The sequence below is a fragment of the Streptococcus sp. 10F2 genome (genome assembly GCF_054331515.2).
In genome coordinates this window covers 30,323-47,230 of sequence record NZ_JBTGGE020000009.1, presented here as the reverse complement: position 1 = coordinate 47,230, position 16,908 = coordinate 30,323, and the positions used below count along the sequence as shown (strand labels likewise).

The 16,908-nt window shown below is 42.0% G+C and carries 16 protein-coding genes, 1 other RNA gene and 1 pseudogene; 6 read left to right on the top strand and 12 right to left on the bottom strand.

Features of this window, described 5'->3' with window-relative positions:
• Positions 1-425: 425 nt before the first annotated feature.
• From ACXM1Q_RS03420 to ACXM1Q_RS03385, 8 genes are all read right to left on the bottom strand, one after another.
• A complete protein-coding gene (locus ACXM1Q_RS03420; RefSeq protein ID WP_458516187.1) occupies positions 426-1,406 on the bottom strand; it encodes a LacI family DNA-binding transcriptional regulator in 981 nt (326 codons plus the stop codon).
• Between the two features lie 181 nt (positions 1,407-1,587).
• Entirely contained in the window at positions 1,588-3,243 is a 1,656-nt protein-coding gene (locus ACXM1Q_RS03415) for a BglG family transcription antiterminator (RefSeq protein ID WP_458516185.1), read from the bottom strand.
• 218 nt (positions 3,244-3,461) lie between these two features.
• Positions 3,462-4,172, bottom strand: a complete 711-nt coding sequence (locus ACXM1Q_RS03410) for an L-ribulose-5-phosphate 4-epimerase (RefSeq protein WP_458516183.1) — start codon at positions 4,170-4,172, stop codon at positions 3,462-3,464.
• Positions 4,172-5,032 (bottom strand): L-ribulose-5-phosphate 3-epimerase, encoded by an 861-nt coding sequence (locus tag ACXM1Q_RS03405; protein WP_458516181.1) that lies wholly within the window; start codon positions 5,030-5,032, stop codon positions 4,172-4,174. The genes ACXM1Q_RS03410 and ACXM1Q_RS03405 overlap by 1 nt, the downstream gene beginning before the upstream one ends.
• Before the next feature lie 3 nt (positions 5,033-5,035).
• Positions 5,036-5,695, bottom strand: a complete 660-nt coding sequence (locus tag ACXM1Q_RS03400) for a 3-keto-L-gulonate-6-phosphate decarboxylase UlaD (protein WP_135037612.1) — start codon at positions 5,693-5,695, stop codon at positions 5,036-5,038.
• 42 nt (positions 5,696-5,737) lie between these two features.
• On the bottom strand, positions 5,738-6,223 hold the full coding sequence (locus ACXM1Q_RS03395; RefSeq protein WP_135037609.1) for a PTS sugar transporter subunit IIA: 486 nt from the start codon (positions 6,221-6,223) through the stop codon (positions 5,738-5,740).
• Between the two features lie 65 nt (positions 6,224-6,288).
• Complete coding sequence (locus ACXM1Q_RS03390; RefSeq protein WP_160332611.1) at positions 6,289-6,567, bottom strand: PTS sugar transporter subunit IIB; 279 nt, start codon at positions 6,565-6,567, stop codon at positions 6,289-6,291.
• Positions 6,568-6,635: 68 nt separating this feature from the next.
• Positions 6,636-8,093, bottom strand: a complete 1,458-nt coding sequence (locus ACXM1Q_RS03385) for a PTS ascorbate transporter subunit IIC (protein WP_458516178.1) — start codon at positions 8,091-8,093, stop codon at positions 6,636-6,638.
• Between the two features lie 229 nt (positions 8,094-8,322).
• Here ACXM1Q_RS03385 and ACXM1Q_RS03380 point away from each other — a divergent pair, with 229 nt between their 5' ends.
• Complete coding sequence (locus tag ACXM1Q_RS03380) at positions 8,323-8,952, top strand: DUF4190 domain-containing protein (RefSeq protein ID WP_458516176.1); 630 nt, start codon at positions 8,323-8,325, stop codon at positions 8,950-8,952.
• A 60-nt stretch (positions 8,953-9,012) separates the two neighbouring features.
• Here the strand turns inward: ACXM1Q_RS03380 and ffs are convergent.
• The 4 genes from ffs to ACXM1Q_RS03360 all read right to left on the bottom strand — a co-directional run bounded on the left by ffs (position 9,013) and on the right by ACXM1Q_RS03360 (position 11,634).
• Positions 9,013-9,109, bottom strand: an RNA gene (gene ffs, locus ACXM1Q_RS03375) — signal recognition particle sRNA small type.
• A 75-nt stretch (positions 9,110-9,184) separates the two neighbouring features.
• Positions 9,185-9,760 carry a hypothetical protein gene (locus tag ACXM1Q_RS03370; RefSeq protein ID WP_458516174.1) on the bottom strand — a complete coding sequence of 192 codons (576 nt, stop codon included), beginning with the start codon at positions 9,758-9,760 and terminating at the stop codon, positions 9,185-9,187.
• Positions 9,761-9,844: 84 nt separating this feature from the next.
• Positions 9,845-10,333 carry a tRNA adenosine(34) deaminase TadA gene (tadA, locus tag ACXM1Q_RS03365; protein WP_458516172.1) on the bottom strand — a complete coding sequence of 163 codons (489 nt, stop codon included), beginning with the start codon at positions 10,331-10,333 and terminating at the stop codon, positions 9,845-9,847.
• A gap of 11 nt (positions 10,334-10,344) precedes the next feature.
• Positions 10,345-11,634 carry an adenylosuccinate synthase gene (locus ACXM1Q_RS03360; protein ID WP_458516170.1) on the bottom strand — a complete coding sequence of 430 codons (1,290 nt, stop codon included), beginning with the start codon at positions 11,632-11,634 and terminating at the stop codon, positions 10,345-10,347.
• A 309-nt stretch (positions 11,635-11,943) separates the two neighbouring features.
• Between ACXM1Q_RS03360 and ACXM1Q_RS03355 the strand changes: the two genes are divergently transcribed.
• The 5 genes and pseudogenes from ACXM1Q_RS03355 to ACXM1Q_RS03335 all read left to right on the top strand — a co-directional run bounded on the left by ACXM1Q_RS03355 (position 11,944) and on the right by ACXM1Q_RS03335 (position 16,891).
• Complete coding sequence (locus tag ACXM1Q_RS03355) at positions 11,944-12,795, top strand: hypothetical protein (RefSeq protein WP_458516168.1); 852 nt, start codon at positions 11,944-11,946, stop codon at positions 12,793-12,795.
• Positions 12,792-14,057: a toxic anion resistance protein gene (locus ACXM1Q_RS03350; protein ID WP_458516166.1), complete on the top strand. Its 1,266-nt coding sequence runs from the start codon at positions 12,792-12,794 to the stop codon at positions 14,055-14,057. The genes ACXM1Q_RS03355 and ACXM1Q_RS03350 overlap by 4 nt, the downstream gene beginning before the upstream one ends.
• A gap of 318 nt (positions 14,058-14,375) precedes the next feature.
• Positions 14,376-15,113 (top strand): metal ABC transporter ATP-binding protein, encoded by a 738-nt coding sequence (locus ACXM1Q_RS03345; protein ID WP_458516164.1) that lies wholly within the window; start codon positions 14,376-14,378, stop codon positions 15,111-15,113.
• Positions 15,110-15,970 (top strand): annotated as a pseudogene (locus ACXM1Q_RS03340) (metal ABC transporter permease); the annotation flags it as partial. The gene ACXM1Q_RS03345 and the pseudogene ACXM1Q_RS03340, both read left to right, overlap by 4 nt.
• Entirely contained in the window at positions 15,965-16,891 is a 927-nt protein-coding gene (locus ACXM1Q_RS03335) for a metal ABC transporter substrate-binding protein (RefSeq protein ID WP_458516193.1), read from the top strand. The pseudogene ACXM1Q_RS03340 and the gene ACXM1Q_RS03335, both read left to right, overlap by 6 nt.
• The last annotated feature ends 17 nt before the right edge of the window (positions 16,892-16,908 follow it).

Below are 16,908 nucleotides of genomic sequence, written 5' to 3'. Positions count from 1 at the left end.
AGCTGTTCTATAGGCTAAACCAAGGCTACGATTAGCCTTGGCTAGTTAGCCTAACAGCTCCAAACCTGCTATCAAATGAAATAAGGAATCGACATCAAAAAGTTAAAGTACTTAAATTTCTAATAAGGTGGGGTGGCTAACTTCATTTTAGAACTTTCATTTTGAATAGGAATAAAAAGCAGAGCTTAATTGAATCAATTGGTAAACTGAACTTTACAAAGCAAATAATAATTGTTCATACTTTCTTCAACAACTGTGCAAAGATAAGGTCCATACCATTAGAGTATAACTGCTCTATGCTTACAACTTGAAAAAGAATCGGGACACAAACCCGTTTTAAAATCCATACCTTCTTTCCCATTCCAATATAAAAACAAAGAGATACTGGCTGTAAGAATTTATTCTCTCAACTAGTATCCCTTTTTTTAAAAAGAATCTCGAAAAATCAATTCACTCGCAACTACCAACCGCTGTGGTTCCATTACCTCATCATCCTGCTGCAATTTTTTCAGCAAATGATCCGCTGCCACCTGTCCAATTCGATAGGAATCTTGACGAATACAAGAAATACTTGGATTTAAAACCTGCATCCAATCCAAATCTTCATACGAACCTAGACCAAAATCTCTTGGATACTGATACGCAGTTCCATTAATAATTTTCATAAAATCCAAAAGAACAGGGCCATTCATCGTAAAAAAACCCAATTTTTTCTTAGAAGAAGCTAGCAAATCTAAAATACGCTCTTCACTTCCCTGCTCACCTAAAATCAATAATCGTGAAGCATCTGCTCCAACAACCTCACAAAAACCTCGATAACGTCTTTCTCGAGTCGATATACCTTCAATAGGATAGGATATAAAATAAAGCTCCTCGTATCCTCTTTCCTTCATTTTATATAAAAACTCCCTAGTTGAAGCAATATTATTCGATACAACCGTATCAACAAACATTTCCTGTGACTCACGGTCAATCATCACTGTTTTCTGAGGATTAAGCCGCTTTAAACTAGAGGCATTCGCATCAATTGGATCCAATAGAATACCGGACACATTTTGTTGAAGTAAGCGATGAATATTCTCAGCTTCAATCATCGGATTATCATCCGAATTTGTAAAGAGAACACTATATCCTTCCTTTTGACACCGATCATGTATCCCTTTCATAACAGATGAAATAAAAGGATTGGTGATATCTGCAATCACAACACCAATACTCTTCGTATCTTTAGTCACCAAACTCTGAGCAATTTTATTCGGCTGATAGCCCGTCTCTTCAATCGCTTGCCGAATTTTTTCCTTCGTTGCCAAGGACATCTTACTCGTATTTCCATTCAGATAGTAGGATACAGTCGCCTTGGACACTCCTACCATTTGAGCAATGTCTTTGATTGTAACCCTCGCCATCTAAACATCCCCCTTTGTCTGCTATTTGTAACTATCATAGCACTTTTTCAGGTAAGCTCCTATCAATCATCTAAAAAAACTTCATCAATTCCCATTCTACCTCACTAATATCGAGACAAGCATCTTTCTCTCATTTATCCCAAAAAACGGTTGCGACAAATCGCAACCGTTCATACTCAAGCTACCCTTCTTCCGATTGACTCAACACCATTCGTTGGCCGTATAGTTTTTCAATGCGGTAGCGGAGGTGCTTCATTTCCTCTGGAGAGGATACATATGGAGTTAGGAGTTTCTCTAGTTGTTGACGCAATTCCATTCCAGATGAAAAGGGGCCGGGGTCTTGGATGAATTGCTGAATCCGATAAATATCCCTCGATTCTAGGATTGGAGAGACTTGAAGCGTAGGGGCCTCCACTTCAAATCCTTCACTGGTAGTAATGACCAAATCTACCTCTAGGAGGTCTTCCACACTACGGTATTGTTCAGTGGTGAAAACGGCATGAATCATTTCATTGGGTAAGTGGTATTGAATCTGCTTAAGCAGCATCTTTTGAATTGCAACACCTTCATCAGAAACCAGATAGATATGAAGAATTTCCTCTCCCTTATCCAATGGTGTTTTGAGGGCTCCTCCCATCTGGATACTGAGATCTGCAATGTCATCCTCTGTTAAATGAATGCTCCAAGCTTCTTCTAAGAGACTTGCGGTGACTCTACAATAAGCAAAAAGGTCCGGGTACTTGCTCTTAATCTGCTCCAGTAAGGGATTTTTGCTAAAAATACCATAGCGCTTTCGAAAAAGCAGGGATTTGAAATGCATGGTCAACTGGTTGAGAAGTTCTTCGGGTTTTCCAACAATGTACTTGGATTGATTTTGAAAATGCCAAATATAATGTTCCAGGGTTACCCGTAAATCAATAAAATCCTCACTCGTCGCGTGCACGTCTGCATCCTTGCGATACGATAATAACAGGATCGTCAAAATATCTACTTCCAGACAATCCAGAATAATCCCTTTTTCTTCTGCTAAACAAGTCGCTAAATGTTGCGCAGCTTGATATTCCACCCGTTCATGAACCTGGATAAAATCCGCCTGTAAAGCTTCTGTTTGTTCCAGATCCAAATTCATATTCCGATACGTTTGCAATAAGTAAGGAAGAATTTGAGTGAGAGAAGTCAGTTCTTGACGATTGATCCGTTTGCCAACAATCTTTTCCAACTGCGGCCATTCCTGTCTAGCAATTTGGCCAAAATCGTCCAATAGATTCTCTAGATTCAATTTTTCTTTTACAATACTTAAAAAAGGAGCTGCTCCATCTGAAAAGATACTATAAAGTAAATGGTAAACGTATTGAACTTTAGAAAATGGTTGTGCCCGAAGGACATAGCCTTGCGATTTAGTGGTTGTCAGAGTCAACCGGAACTGATCTAAACGTAATAGACGACGCATCTCACTAAGATCGCTCAAAACAGTATTCCGAGACACCTCAATGAGTTGCTGCATCTTCTCAATTGTTACACGCTCTGTCGAAATTGCAATATAAAGCGTCAAGAGCTGAATACGCTCTTGACTATTTAATACATAGGTATAAGAATCAATCCGATCCAACAATTGTTGACAGGCTTCTTTCTGTTCTTGATTCAATAACAGACCAATCCGCGAACGAGGGACCAAAGGAGCCGTTTGATCAGGCAAGGCTTCATTTATCTTGTCTAAATGATAGTAGATTTTACGCCGAGACTGCCCCAAATTCTTGGCGATATCCGAAATCGTCTCCGGCGCAGTTAAGTGTAACAAGTGTTGCAACAAAGCGCTACTACTATGATCAATGGCCATTTCTTCCTCCTAAAATTCCACACTGGTATTTTCCGCAAACACCTATGTTTAACAATATCATCCCCATCCAGCCCCCACAAGAAAGAACCACGATATTATTACAACTTTTAATATTACATTAAGAATTTTACCATTCTTGGAAAGGGATTTCAAAACATACGAACGGGACCAGGACTTCTTGTCCTAATCCCGTCTCATCTCTTATCCTTTAATATTCCTTAGTGAGCTTGCCCCTTCTGACCATAATAGGCATTAGGACCATGTTTACGAAGATAGTGTTTATCCATCAAGAACTGAGGTGCTTCTTCCACTTTCGGATTAATGGTCTCTGTAAAGCGAGCCATTTTTGCGACTTCCTCTAATACAACACTGTGGTATACCGCTTCTTCCGGTGATTTCCCCCAAGTGAAGGGACCATGATTGCGAACAACAATCCCCGGTACAGCCATTGGATCCAAATCTCGCTCACGGAAAGTCTCGATAATCACCGTACCTGTTTCCATCTCATAGGCGCGATTAATTTCATCCTCTGTGAGTGAACGCGCTGCTGGGATTGGTCCATAGAAATAATCCGCATGCGTTGTTCCATAAAATGGAATGTCGCGACCAGCCTGGGCCCAACCAACAGCTTCTGTCGAATGGGTATGAACAACGCCCCCAATAGCTGGGAAAGCCTTATAGAGTTCAACGTGAGTTGCAAGATCAGAAGACGGATTTAAATCTCCTTCAACAACCTTACCATCTAAATCTGTCACCACCATATTCTCAGGCGATAACAGGTCATAATCGACTCCACTTGGTTTGATGACAATCAAGCCTGCTTCACGATCAATTGCCGAAACATTTCCCCATGTAAATTTAACCAAGCCATGCTTGGGTAGTGCGACGTTGGCTTCATAGACCCGTTGACGTAATTCTTCTAATAGCATTACAAACCTGCTTTCTCAATCAATGGGTAAAGGAAAGCTTGAGCTTCTTGAATGGCAGCCTTGGTTTCCTCTACTGTTTCACAATTTTCGGACCACATTTCAATCAAGAAAGGCCCTTGGTAGTTAGTCTCTTTCAAGACTTGGAAGGTTCCTTCCCAGTCCACACAGCCTTGACCAAAAGGCACATCACGGAATTGGCCTTTGCTGGTCTCCGTTACCGGATATGTATCTTTCAAATGCAAGGCAGCAATGGAACGATGTCCTAGTAGAAATTCGGAATAAAAATCATTATGCCAAGCAGCTACATTCCCAGTATCGGGATAGACAAAGAGATACGGAGAGTTGATTTCTTGTTCAATCGCCAAATATTTTTCAATGCTATTGATGAACGGATCGTCCATAATCTCAATAGCTAGGATAACTTGTGCTTGTTCAGCCCAAGTGCAAGCCTGACGAAGATTTTTCAAAAAGCGTCGCCGTGTTTCTGGTGATTTATCTTCATAATAAACATCATAACCAGCCAACTGAATCACTCGTACTCCCAAATCTTGAGCTAACTCAATACAAGCCTGCATGGTTTCCAATGATTTCGCTTCAAGAACGGGGTCATTAGATCCCAAAGGGTAACGGCGATGACCTGAGAAACAAATTGTGGGAATGCGAACACCTGTTTTATAAATTGCCTTTACAATCTCTAAGCGCTCTTCCTTACTCCATTCCAACCGTGCCAAACGGTCGTCTGACTCATCAACAGACATTTCAACAAAGTCAAATCCTAATTCTTTAGCAAACTCCAAGCGTTCTTTCCAAGTAAAGTGCTTTGGCGTTGCTTTTTCATAGATACCAATTGGACGTGCCATAATCTACCCCCAAATTCGACGAATTTCATCCTTAAATTCGCGTGCAGCTTGCGCAGGATTTTCTGCTTCTGTGATCCCTCGACCTGCAATAAAGGTATAGACATCAATACCTTCAAATAGTTTCAAGGTATCCACATCCAACCCACCTGTCACAGACACACGGAAGCCCATATCCACCAATTTTTTCACCTTGGTCAAATCTTTTTCACCCCAAGTTTCGCCTGCGAGCAAAGCATCCCGAGATTGGTGGTAGATAGCTTGAGAAATTCCTGCATCCAACCATTGTTGAGCATCTTCATAAGTCCAGTTGCCATAAAGCTCTACCTGAATTTCACCAGTCTCACGCTCTGCCTGAATAGCTTTTAAGGCTGCCTTCATCGTTGGAATGGTTGCACTACAGATACAAGTCATCCAATCTGCACCGCGTTTGGCATTGTTCGCTGCAACAGTTCCACCTGCATCCGCACACTTGGTGTCAGCTACGATGATCTTATCTGGAAATAGATTGCGTAACACTTCGACAAGCTCACTACCCACTTGCAACAAACAAACTGTTCCCGCTTCAATAATATCCACTTCGTGTCCAACAGAAACAGCTGCTTTAATAGCTCCTTGTAAGTCTGAATGATCCAAGGCCACTTGTAAATTTGGAATATGTGTCATCTTTTTCTCCTTTGCTCTCCTTTAAACTACCAACGTCTCAGCTTAGCTTTCCAAGTCCAATCCTTCTAGATAAGGACTATTTTTAGATTCATCAATCATCGCCAATACTTCTTCTGGACTTTGGCAATTGCTCAAACGCTCAATAGAGTTTTCCAATTCAAAAAGGGCGATAATTTGTGGAATCGCAACACTAGTATGAATTTCTGAACTAGTTGCTGCTAAAGCTAGAAGTACCTGTACTTCCTTACCATCTGAAAATGTAACCGGCTCTGTCAAAGTAATCAATGAGAATGAATCCCGTTGAACACCTGCTTCAGGACGAGCATGAGGCATGGCCATCCCTGGCATCAAAATATAGTAGGGACCATATTCTTCTGTTGATTCAAGAATAGCGTGGTAATATTCTTCTTTAACGGCCCCACTTTCAATGAGTGGATCAATCGACAAACGAACAGCTTCTTGCCAAGTATCTGCACTCAAACCGAGGCGAATAGAGTTATTTTCTGTCAAAGCTTGTGTTAGGTTCATATTGCTACCTCCTACTATAAAAAGAGGGAGCAGGAGAATTCTCCGCGCTCCCTGTTCAACTGTGATTAAAGAACTTGTGACAATTTTTCTTTAATTTCTGCGTCATCCATTAGGTTATCCAAGCCAATGATATGTCCATTAGTACGTCCTTCCAACTCGTTTACCAAGTGAATAGAAGCAATGACAATGTCATAACCAGATGCCAACCCTTTAGCCTCACCGACACTACATGAGTTAACAGTAAAGTCTGATTGACCTAGACCACGAAGGGCATTTTCAACCTTCATTTTAATAACCATGCTAGATCCCATACCATTTCCGCAAGCTGTTAATACTTTAACCATAATGATTCTCCTTTTTTATATAAAATATAGATTGTAGACTAAACTAGAGTGGTTCTCCCTTAGAAGCACTACTCTTCTGAAGGAATTTGACCTGCATAATAAGCTTCTTTATCTTTCGCTTTCGCAAATTGCAATTGAGGAATAATCATGAAGAAGAGGCAGACCAAGACAAAACCGACAATACCGAGATATTTAAAGATATAAGCGAATGGTACCCATGGAATATCGAAGTCGATATTTCCGTGATAACCACCATAAGATGCTAAACCGAGAAGAGAAACCGCAATCGCTCCAACCGCAACCTGGATCACACCAGAAATGAAGGAAAGAGTAAGAGCTGCTTTCCAACCACCACGCTTGTCCGCATAAACCGCAATAGCTGCGTTGTCAAAGAAGACCGGTACAAATCCTGTGATGATTAAGACTGGATTCTTGAAGACAATCAAGAGAACAATGGTTACCAATTGACCAAGGAGACCAAAGGCAAATCCTGAAAGCACTGCATTTGGAGAACCAAATCCATAAGAAGCCGCAACGTCGACCGCTGGGAAAGAACCTGGCAATAGTTTGCTAGAAATACCTTGGAAGGCATTGGTCAACTCAGATACGAACATCCGTACACCCTGCATCAAGATGAAGAGATAGACAGAGAAAGTAAAGGCTGTTTGGATAATATACATGAAGAAGGATTGCTTCTCTGCTACATACACAGTCCCTGATGTGATAACTTCCGCATTGGACATGATTTCTGGACCCAAGACTGCAAGAATTGCTCCGAAGAAAACCAACATCAAGGTCGCAGACGCCACCACTGTATCGTGGAAAATGGAAAGGAATTTAGGCAACTTCAAATTGTCCAAGTTTTCTTCCTTCTTACCGAAGAAAGGAGCCACCTTATCGACAAACCAAATCGCAAATTGTTGTTGGTGACCGATAGCAAATCCACCACCGCCAGTCAAACGTTGAGTGGCTTCAACGGTCATGTTAGAGCTGACTGCCCAATAAAGACCACAGATTACACCGATTGCCAAAACACCCCAGCTGTTACGCAATTGCGGAACCAAGAGTAGAACAATCAAGGAAATGGTAGCCGCTTGTTGCACCATGATATGTCCTGTAATGAACAATGTCCGCACCTTGGTAATCTTGCGAAGAGCTACCAAGAGGATGTTGACCCCAAATCCAATCAAGAGTGCTGTTGTAGCCGCTCCGACAAAGTCAGGGAAGTCTTCCGCAATTTTTGTATTGGCTGCGGTCAAACCAAAGTAAGGATCGATAACCGCCGCACCAATCTGGAACTTATAGTTCAAAGCCGCCAAAATCGGACGGAAGGTTGTAACCAGACCACCAGCACCGACATTCAAAATCATGTAACCGACTGTGGCCTTAACGAAACCTGCAAAAACCTCATGACCTGGTTTCTTCAAGAGGGCATATCCTACTAAAACGAGGAGACCTACGAAGAAGGCTGGATTTTGCAGAATGTTCTGCGAGAACCAATTGAGAATATTAATAATGATATTCATCTTATGACTCCTTTCCTAATTGTTCTGCTGTAATTAAAGTATACGCTTACATTCCGAATCAAAAAAGACCAAGAGTTACACAGACAAGTGTTCACTCTTGGATTGAAAGGTACCCCAAACAGGAGATAAGCAAGATGTTTTAGGAAACATTCTTTTGGTAAAACCTAAAACTCTGCTATACTAAAAGTATTCTTCCCCCAAAAACGAAAAAGACGATTAGGAGATGATTATGGAACAAAAATCTGAATCCCATGTTTTAGGGATTATTGCAATGACCTTGGCGGTCATCACCTTACTCGGATCTTGGATCCCAATCCTAAATACTTTTGCCTTTATTCTTGGACTTGCTGCCCTTATTTTTGGAGTTATTGAACTTTGGATCAATCGTAAAAATAAGAAAACCTTAGGTATCATAAGCACTGTTTTAGCTGTCCTTGGTACCGGAATTTCCTTAATCACAATATCCACCTATGAGAGTTTCTTCGAAGAATATCTCTACAATTACGAAACCTATTGGGAATCAGAAGAAACTATATCTGAACCCAATTTTACGTGGACCCAAAAAGATTATGACGACCTTGTTCTCGGCGATAGTACCACAGGAGCTGGAGGTAGCAACTTAGAAGACATTCGTGCTCGCTTTGGAGAACCAACTTCAACCAGCGACGGCACCGTCGAAACCGATTCCCAGAGCTTCCAAACAAAAACCTATTATTATGAAAGTAACCAAGTAGGAGACTACCGCTCCGTCACCTTGGCATTTGTGAAACAAGAAAACGGTGACTGGCTCCTGATCTCCAAAGCCGCAACTGACCTAGACATTCAACCAGAAGAACCAGAAAAAGAAACTGTTACCTAATGAGAAAATAACCATAAAACGCAGGAAATAACAATGATTTCCTGCGTTTTATGGTTTCTTCAAGACATACAAAAAGAGCACACAATCTACATCGCTTAGGGCTGCTGGATTCCTCCCCTGACCCGCTTCACGCAAGATTGTTGCTCCACTAAGTATTATACCATAACTCTGTACTTTGTCGACTATTTTTCGCTCTTTACTGTAAACGATTCAGATTTTAGAAGCATGATGCCTAAAATTCAGCTTCTTCGCTAGCAGACACAGACTTCCAAGACAGCTGTTCCACAGGAAATTCAGCTTTAAGATCAAATAATTCAAAGGGTTGACTCTGCCCATCTTGGAATGCTTTCTCCTCTAACAATTGTCCACCCTGCGACGATAACTGATAAAGTCTCGCCAATCCTCCAGTAGCCGAAAAGGTATACGTTACAATATAGCCTTCTTGAAAAATTTGCAAACTATCCGGAATCGTTTCAACTAATGGGAGCACTTGCTGCTCCTGAACATCATAAAGACCAATTAACTGCACCGAACCATCACCATACTTATAACCAAGTAACAACTCCTCTTCTCCATCCTGATCAATATCTGCCAATGCATAAGATAAATTCCGTTGTTGACGAATTCGAGCTAGTGATTCTCTTAAAACACTTAAAATAGGCTGATATGTCAGCAACGTAACCTTATTCTGATTTCCAGAGAAAGTTGAAGAGCTACTCTTCTGTTTACGATGAGTGGTTTTTACAGTATAAACACTTAGGAGTGAGCAGCCTAGCAACCCTATTCCCAATAAAATCTTCTTTTTCACGATAACTCCTTAAAAAGCCAGGTTGGAACAACTGTCCCAGCCTGGCTGCTTTTTCTACTATCTCTAAGTTGCTCAAACGACTCTTCAATCTTCCTGAACGGCTTTTTCTTTTTGCCGTCGTTCTCGAAAGAACCGCTGCATGATCCCTGCACACTCGTCCTCAAGAATCCCAACTTCGACCTTAACCCGATGATTAAGACGACTGTCTTCGAGAATATTATAGAGACTACCAGCAGCTCCAAATTTAGGATTTGCAGCCCCATATACCACTTGGGGAATCCGAGCCAAACCAATAGCCCCACTGCACATCACACAAGGTTCGATCGTCACAAAAAGAGTGGTATCCAGAAGACGCCAATGCCCCTCATGAGTATTCGCGTCTTCAATAGCCATCATTTCTGCGTGGAGAATGGCCCGATTCAAGGTTTCACGCGCATTATGGCCACGACCAATAATCTGACCGTCCTTAACCAAGACACAACCAATAGGGATTTCTTCCAGAGCTAGTGCCTTTTGAGCTTCTACAATAGCTTCCCGCATAAAGGCTTCTTTTTCTTCAAGGCTATAGTCCATTGAAATAGCTCCTATTGACTCCAAACACTTTCCAAGATATTGGTTTGCTCTCGACCTGGGCCAACGGAGAAGGTTGAAATCCGAACTCCGACCAATTCCGAAATACGACGGACATAATTGCGAGCATTTTCTGGTAATTCTTCCAAGCTGCGAACACCTGTGATGTCTTCAGACCAACCCGGCATTTCCTCATAAATTGGACGACAACGTTTTAACTGTTCCAAGCTAGCTGGATAGTAGTCAATCCGCTCACCATCAAGATCATAAGCTACACAAATTTTGACGGTATCCAAACCACTGAGGACATCAATAGAGTTTAGGGAAAGATTGGTGATACCTGAAACACGACGAGAATGGCGCATCACGACTGAGTCAAACCAACCGACACGACGAGGACGACCAGTTGTCGTTCCATACTCATGACCTACCTCACGAATCCGCTCACCCACTTCATCAAACAACTCTGTCGGGAATGGACCATCTCCAACCCGTGAAGTATAAGCCTTGCAGACACCAACTACCTTGTCAATCTTACTTGGACCCACTCCTGATCCAATGGTAACCCCACCAGCAACTGGATTGGAAGATGTTACAAATGGATAAGTTCCTTGATCAATATCCAACATAACCCCTTGAGCACCTTCAAAGAGTACACGTTTCCCTTGGTCTAGGGCGTCATTCAAGATAACAGAGGTGTCTGTAACATACTTCTTAATTTCTTGGCCGTAGGCATAATATTCTTCAAAGATTTCTTCAAAATCAAGAGACTCAGCTCCGTATAATTTCTCAAAAATCCGATTTTTCTCAGCCAGATTGATCTGTAGCCGCTCCTTGAAAATATCCCGATCCAAGAGATCTGCAATCCGAATTCCAACCCGTGCCGCTTTATCCATATAAGCTGGACCAATCCCTTTGATCGTCGTTCCAATTTTATTGGCACCCTTAGCATCTTCTTGCAATTGATCCAAACAGATGTGGTATGGCAAAATGACGTGTGCCCGATCAGAAATCCGAAGATTCTCAGTTGAAACCCCCTCTTCTGCCAAATACTGCAATTCTTTAACCAAAGACTTAGGATTAACCACCATTCCATTTCCGATAACGGAAATCTTCTCTGGGAAGAAAATTCCTGACGGAATTAAATGCAATTTATACTTTTTCCCATCAATCACGATCGTGTGCCCAGCATTGTCACCACCTTGATAACGGGCAATTACTTCCGCATTCGCAGACAGGAAGTCCGTAATCTTCCCTTTTCCTTCATCTCCCCACTGGGTTCCAACAACAACAACTGAAGTCATATCTCGTCTCCTGCTCTTTTCGAGAACTAGCAAAAGCCAGCTCATGAATCTATGTACTTGTGTCCACTTCTATCCCTTGTTCGCTTTTAAAACGATAATTCCTACTTAAACATAGGTTTGTGGGCTGATCTACGAACAAAACCACATTTAGAATCAGCTCTTAGAAGTTTTTACGTCCTATTATACCCAATTTTCGGAATTTTTTCAATTTTTATGCAGTAACCTCAGACTTCAGTCGGAAGTTCCATCCATTTTCCCCACAAATTCGCTTTTTTTGCTAGAATGTTCTTAGGAAGATAGAGGTTACATATGAATAGAAGAAAGTCCTTTTTTCACAGTCGTTTTTATAATTCTAGCGCCATCACTGTCCTACTCATTGTATTATTCTTTTTTTCAGCCACGATAGATCCCCTAGAAGCTTTAATACTGCCAAGCCTTCTTTTTATTGCCGCTCACCGTATTCATGTTTCTTCTAATAAAAAAATGAGAATCGAATATCTGCGACAGGATATCCAAAAAGTGGATCTAGATTTGAACCAGCTAGACTTCTTTCACGACAAGGGAGAAATCGAAGCTTACCAAGCATTGGCTAACCAAACACTGGAACGCTTGGAATATATCCAAGCCGAAGCCATTGATCTACGCAAAAAGCTAGGACTCAAGCGCTACAATTCCATTAGTAAAAATGCCACTAAATACCAACAACAAGTCAGATACCAACTCCAGGAATACAAACAACTAGCCTACCAGGAGCAAGTCCGCCTCAAGGATGCCTATGTTGAACCTATGGATGATAACCAATGGGAAGGTCCAATTCCCGAAGAAATCCGCAAGACCTATCTCAATATTCAAAAAGATCACCAAGAGATTGTCCGTAAAATCGAAAATTCTACCGGCGGAAACCAACAAGAATTGATGGCTGTCCACCAAGCCCAAATGAGTAACTTCCAAGACATCCTAAATGGTTACCTCAAAATCTACCAAAATCCCAAGGATTATTACCAGGCCAAGCAGCGCCTCAAGAAAGCGCAAGTGGCTATGGAGCAGTTTGACCTCCTCTTGGATGAGACCCTCAAACAATTAAATGAAACCGACATGCGAGACTTCGAAATCAGTCTCCGCATTCTGAGCCCAGAAAACGAAACAGGAGAAAATAAATGAGTGAATCCTTCAACTTTGACATTGACAACATTGCTAACAAAGCCCTCAAACAGGACAAAACTAGCGAGATTATCCTAGCCAGCAATCCAGAAAATCCCAACACACCCAGTTTACAATTTTTCGATAAACTAACTCCCCAGCAACAATCTGCTATTCAAGAGCGTACACCTCAACTCGTGGATCAATTTTTGGAAGATAAAAACTCCCTCTTGGATTTCGGACAAGAAGCTGTGGAAAATGTTAATATCACGGTCAACAAGATCCTTAGCGAACAAAAGAAACTAGAGATTCCACAGGTAGATGACATTCTATCCCAGACCAACCGAGAACTGAATGGCTTCGTAGCTAAGTATAAAGATGTCAAACCAGCTGACTTGGAAGAAAAACCAAATTTCCTACAAAAACTCTTCCGACAAGGCAAAAACAACCTCCAAGAATTCTATTTCGACTCCCAAAATATCGAGAAGAAAATGGATGGTATGGCCGCAGCCGTTGTCAACCAAGAAGAAGTCTTAGCACGCAACATCGTCTCAGCTGAAATGTTGATTGAAGAAAATACCAATTCCATCGAAAATTTAGTCGGAGTCATCGCCTTTATCGAATCTAGCCAAAAAGAAGCTGGCGATCGTGCTTTCCAATTGCAACAAGAAGTAGCTAGTCTAGACCCTGCCGGTATCGATTACCAAGTAAAATCAGACCAACTAGCCCACCTAACAGAAGTGGTCAATATGCTAGAAATTCAGCATACAGAATATATCAGCCGCCTCTACGTAGCCTGGGCAACCACCCCACAAATGCGAAACTTGGTCAAAGTCTCGACAGATATGCGACAAAAATTGGGAATGCTCCGTCGCAACACCATCCCAACCATGAAGCTCTCAATCGCTCAGTTGGGAATCCTCCAACAATCTGTCCGCTCTGGTATGACGGCTGATGCTATTACCAATGCCAATAATGCAGCCTTAGAATTACTGGCAGAAACCAGCAAAGAAGCCATCCCAGCCTTGGAACGTACCGCCCAAAATCCAACCATGAGCGTGCAAGCCGTTACCAAACTGGCTGAAAGCTTGGTGGTTCAAAACCAACAAATTATTCAAGCTATCGAAGACGGTAGACACAAACGCGCACAACTGGAACAAACCATTATTGAATCCGCCAACAGCATCAATGACTCTGTCAAGCTTCGTGACAAAGCCATTATTCAAAGCCTCCTTAATCAAGGTGTTTCGGCTCAAAAAGAAATCGACCAGCAAACTGAATAAATCTAGGGAAGAGCAACAGAGTACTACCTCCAAAACGAACCAGTTTTGGAGGTTTTTTTGTGTCTAACCGTAATTACACAACCCTCCAATTTCAAGATACACTACTGGAACAACTTTTATATTAAGTTGACAAAATTTTAAAATTAGGATAACTTAATTCTTAAATGGTAGATACTTCCATCAACCATCAATCCCAATGGAGAATCCCAAACAAGGGAGTAGCCGTTCATTCAGGAGGCAGGCACCTAGAAACCAAGAGCTTCCCAAAACTCCAACTCCTGGGCTCCTCCATTTCATTACTAATTCAAAGGAGGTCCTATGACTTTAGATATTTCAAATTTATCTCTTGCCTATGATGGGCAAAGAGTTTTTCAAAATGTATCCCTCTCTCTTCATCCAGGAAAAATCACAGGTATGATTGGTCCCAATGGGGCTGGTAAGTCTAGCCTTGTTAAAGCCATATTAGGGCTCATCTCAACAGAAACCGGAAGCATCCAATTTAACAATGAACCCTTAAATCCACGCAATCACCGAATCGCTTATGTTGAACAGAGAAAAGACATTGACCTGACTTTTCCTATTCAAATTCAGGATCTTGTTCTAACAGGCACCTATGCCCGCCTCGGACTTTTTCACAAACCAGGACCTAAGGAAAAAGCTGCAGCTAGACAAGTCATGCAGCAGGTACAAATTGAACACCTTGCCAATCGACAAATGAATCAGGTGTCTGGCGGACAATTGCAACGAGCTTTTGTAGCACGCGCCATTTTACAAGATGCCGATCTCATCATCCTAGATGAACCCTTTGTTGGTATTGACGCAGAAAGTGAACAACAAATTATGAAAATCCTTAGACTCTGGAAGCAAGAAGGACGAACCATTTTTGTTATTCACCATGATCTCTCCAAAGTCCATGATTATTTCGACGAACTCGTTCTTATGAATCGTGGAGTTATTCAAGCAGGTCCTAGTCAGCAAGTCTTCACAGCAGAAAACCTAGCCAAAGCCTTCAACCCAGACTTTGCTTCCATCTATTTTCAGGAGGAACGCTTATGAATGCCATTTCAAACTTTTTCCAAGCACTTCAAGTTTATCCCTTCCTTCAAAATGCCCTTATTACATCCATTTTGATTGGAATCATGTCAGGGCTCATTGGCTCTTTCATCATCTTGAGAGGAATGTCCTTGATGGGGGATGCCATTTCTCATTCCGTTCTTCCAGGTGTAGCCCTCGCTTATATTCTGGGAATCAACGTTTTAATTGGTGCCTCCATTTTCGGTTTTCTGGCCGCCCTGCTCATTAGCTACATCACTTCCAAGAGTCAGTTAAAAATGGATACCACCATTGGTGTTGTTTTCAGCTCTCTCTATGCCCTGGGATTTGTCCTTATTCACTTTGCCCAGAGCTCTACCAATCTTCACCATATCCTATTTGGCAATATTTTAGCCGTCAGCAATCTAGACTTACTCATTACCGCTCTCATATTTCTTCTTGTTCTACTCTACCTCCAACTTTTTTACAAGGAACTGCTCATCACTTCCCTAGATGAAAACTTTGCACGCAGTTATGGACTCAATACCAATCTCATGCACTACAGCCTCATGTTTATCTTGACCTTGGTCACCGTCACTGCCCTACAATCCGTGGGAATTATCCTTGTTGTCGCCATGCTGATTATCCCCGCAGCAACAGCCTTCCTCTGGACCAACCAACTCCCACAAATGATGGGGCTCTCCAGCCTAATTGCTGTCCTTGCTTCCATCATCGGTCTCTACTTCAGCTATACCTTTAATTGGGCCTCTGGGCCAACCATTGTTTTAGCGGCAGCTCTTTGTTTTGCCTATTCCTTTCTATTTTCCCCAAAAAGAAAAAGAAAGGGATCTAAGAAAGGAGCCAATAAGAAAAAAATGGCAGTTCCCCTACTACTCGGAGCGGGGCTAATCGTGGGATTTGGGGGCTTTCTCTATCATAACTCCACTCATTCTAACAACCTGCAACCTAGAGAGCGACTCTCCATCGTCACTACTAATTCCATCTTAGAGGATATGGTGAAACAGGTTGGACAAGACCGCCTTGATGTCTATAGCATTGTCCCACGTGGACAAGATCCTCATGAATATGAGCCAACTACAGAAGACATTGCTAAAGCTAGCGATGCCAACCTACTGTTCCACAATGGATTAAACTTAGAAACTGGTGGCAATGGCTGGTTTTCCAAAATGGTTCAAACAGCCCATAAAACCGTCGACACGGATGTCATCGCTGCTAGCCAAGGCATCACCCCCCTCTACCTCTCTAGCAACAATCAAGAAACAGACCCTCACGCCTGGCTAGACCTATCCAACGGCATCCAGTACGTCAATACCATCACTAAAGCACTCCAAAAAAAGGATCCTACCAACGCTGATTTCTACCAAGAAAACGCCGACAACTATATCGCAAAACTCCAAACCTTACACCAAGAAGCTCAATCCAAATTTTTGGACATCCCTGAGGAACAGCGACTCTTAGTGACCTCCGAGGGAGCCTTTAAATACTTTGCAAAGGCTTATCATGTCACCCCCGCCTATATTTGGGAAATCAACACTGAATCCCAAGGAACTCCCCAACAACTCCAAACCATCCTCGACACCATCCGCCACTCTCAAGTGAAACACCTCTTCTTAGAAACCTCTGTCTCCCCCAAAGCTATGAAACAAGTAGCTACACAAAGTCAGCTAGATATCTACTCCACGATTTTCACAGACTCCCTCGCAAAAAAAGGGGAAGAGGGAGACCAATACTACACCATGATGAAATGGAATCTGGATAAAATCTACGAAGGTCTAAAGTAAGAGCTAGTCCAAAACTC

Excerpts from the sequence above, each read along its gene's own strand:
- ACXM1Q_RS03360 (WP_458516170.1), bottom strand. The coding sequence starts at position 11,634 with ATGACTTCAGTTGTTGTTGTTGGAACCCAGTGGGGAGATGAAGGAAAA.
- ACXM1Q_RS03385 (WP_458516178.1), bottom strand. The coding sequence starts at position 8,093 with ATGAATATCATTATTAATATTCTCAATTGGTTCTCGCAGAACATTCTG.
- ACXM1Q_RS03420 (WP_458516187.1), bottom strand. The coding sequence starts at position 1,406 with ATGGCGAGGGTTACAATCAAAGACATTGCTCAAATGGTAGGAGTGTCC.
- ACXM1Q_RS03335 (WP_458516193.1), top strand. The coding sequence starts at position 15,965 with ATGGCAGTTCCCCTACTACTCGGAGCGGGGCTAATCGTGGGATTTGGG.
- ACXM1Q_RS03390 (WP_160332611.1), bottom strand. The coding sequence starts at position 6,567 with ATGGTTAAAGTATTAACAGCTTGCGGAAATGGTATGGGATCTAGCATG.
- tadA (WP_458516172.1), bottom strand. The coding sequence starts at position 10,333 with ATGGACTATAGCCTTGAAGAAAAAGAAGCCTTTATGCGGGAAGCTATT.
- ACXM1Q_RS03415 (WP_458516185.1), bottom strand. The coding sequence starts at position 3,243 with ATGGCCATTGATCATAGTAGTAGCGCTTTGTTGCAACACTTGTTACAC.
- ACXM1Q_RS03410 (WP_458516183.1), bottom strand. The coding sequence starts at position 4,172 with ATGCTATTAGAAGAATTACGTCAACGGGTCTATGAAGCCAACGTCGCA.
- ACXM1Q_RS03355 (WP_458516168.1), top strand. The coding sequence starts at position 11,944 with ATGAATAGAAGAAAGTCCTTTTTTCACAGTCGTTTTTATAATTCTAGC.
- ACXM1Q_RS03395 (WP_135037609.1), bottom strand. The coding sequence starts at position 6,223 with ATGAACCTAACACAAGCTTTGACAGAAAATAACTCTATTCGCCTCGGT.
- ACXM1Q_RS03400 (WP_135037612.1), bottom strand. The coding sequence starts at position 5,695 with ATGACACATATTCCAAATTTACAAGTGGCCTTGGATCATTCAGACTTA.
- ACXM1Q_RS03350 (WP_458516166.1), top strand. The coding sequence starts at position 12,792 with ATGAGTGAATCCTTCAACTTTGACATTGACAACATTGCTAACAAAGCC.
- ACXM1Q_RS03380 (WP_458516176.1), top strand. The coding sequence starts at position 8,323 with ATGGAACAAAAATCTGAATCCCATGTTTTAGGGATTATTGCAATGACC.
- ACXM1Q_RS03405 (WP_458516181.1), bottom strand. The coding sequence starts at position 5,032 with ATGGCACGTCCAATTGGTATCTATGAAAAAGCAACGCCAAAGCACTTT.
- ACXM1Q_RS03345 (WP_458516164.1), top strand. The coding sequence starts at position 14,376 with ATGACTTTAGATATTTCAAATTTATCTCTTGCCTATGATGGGCAAAGA.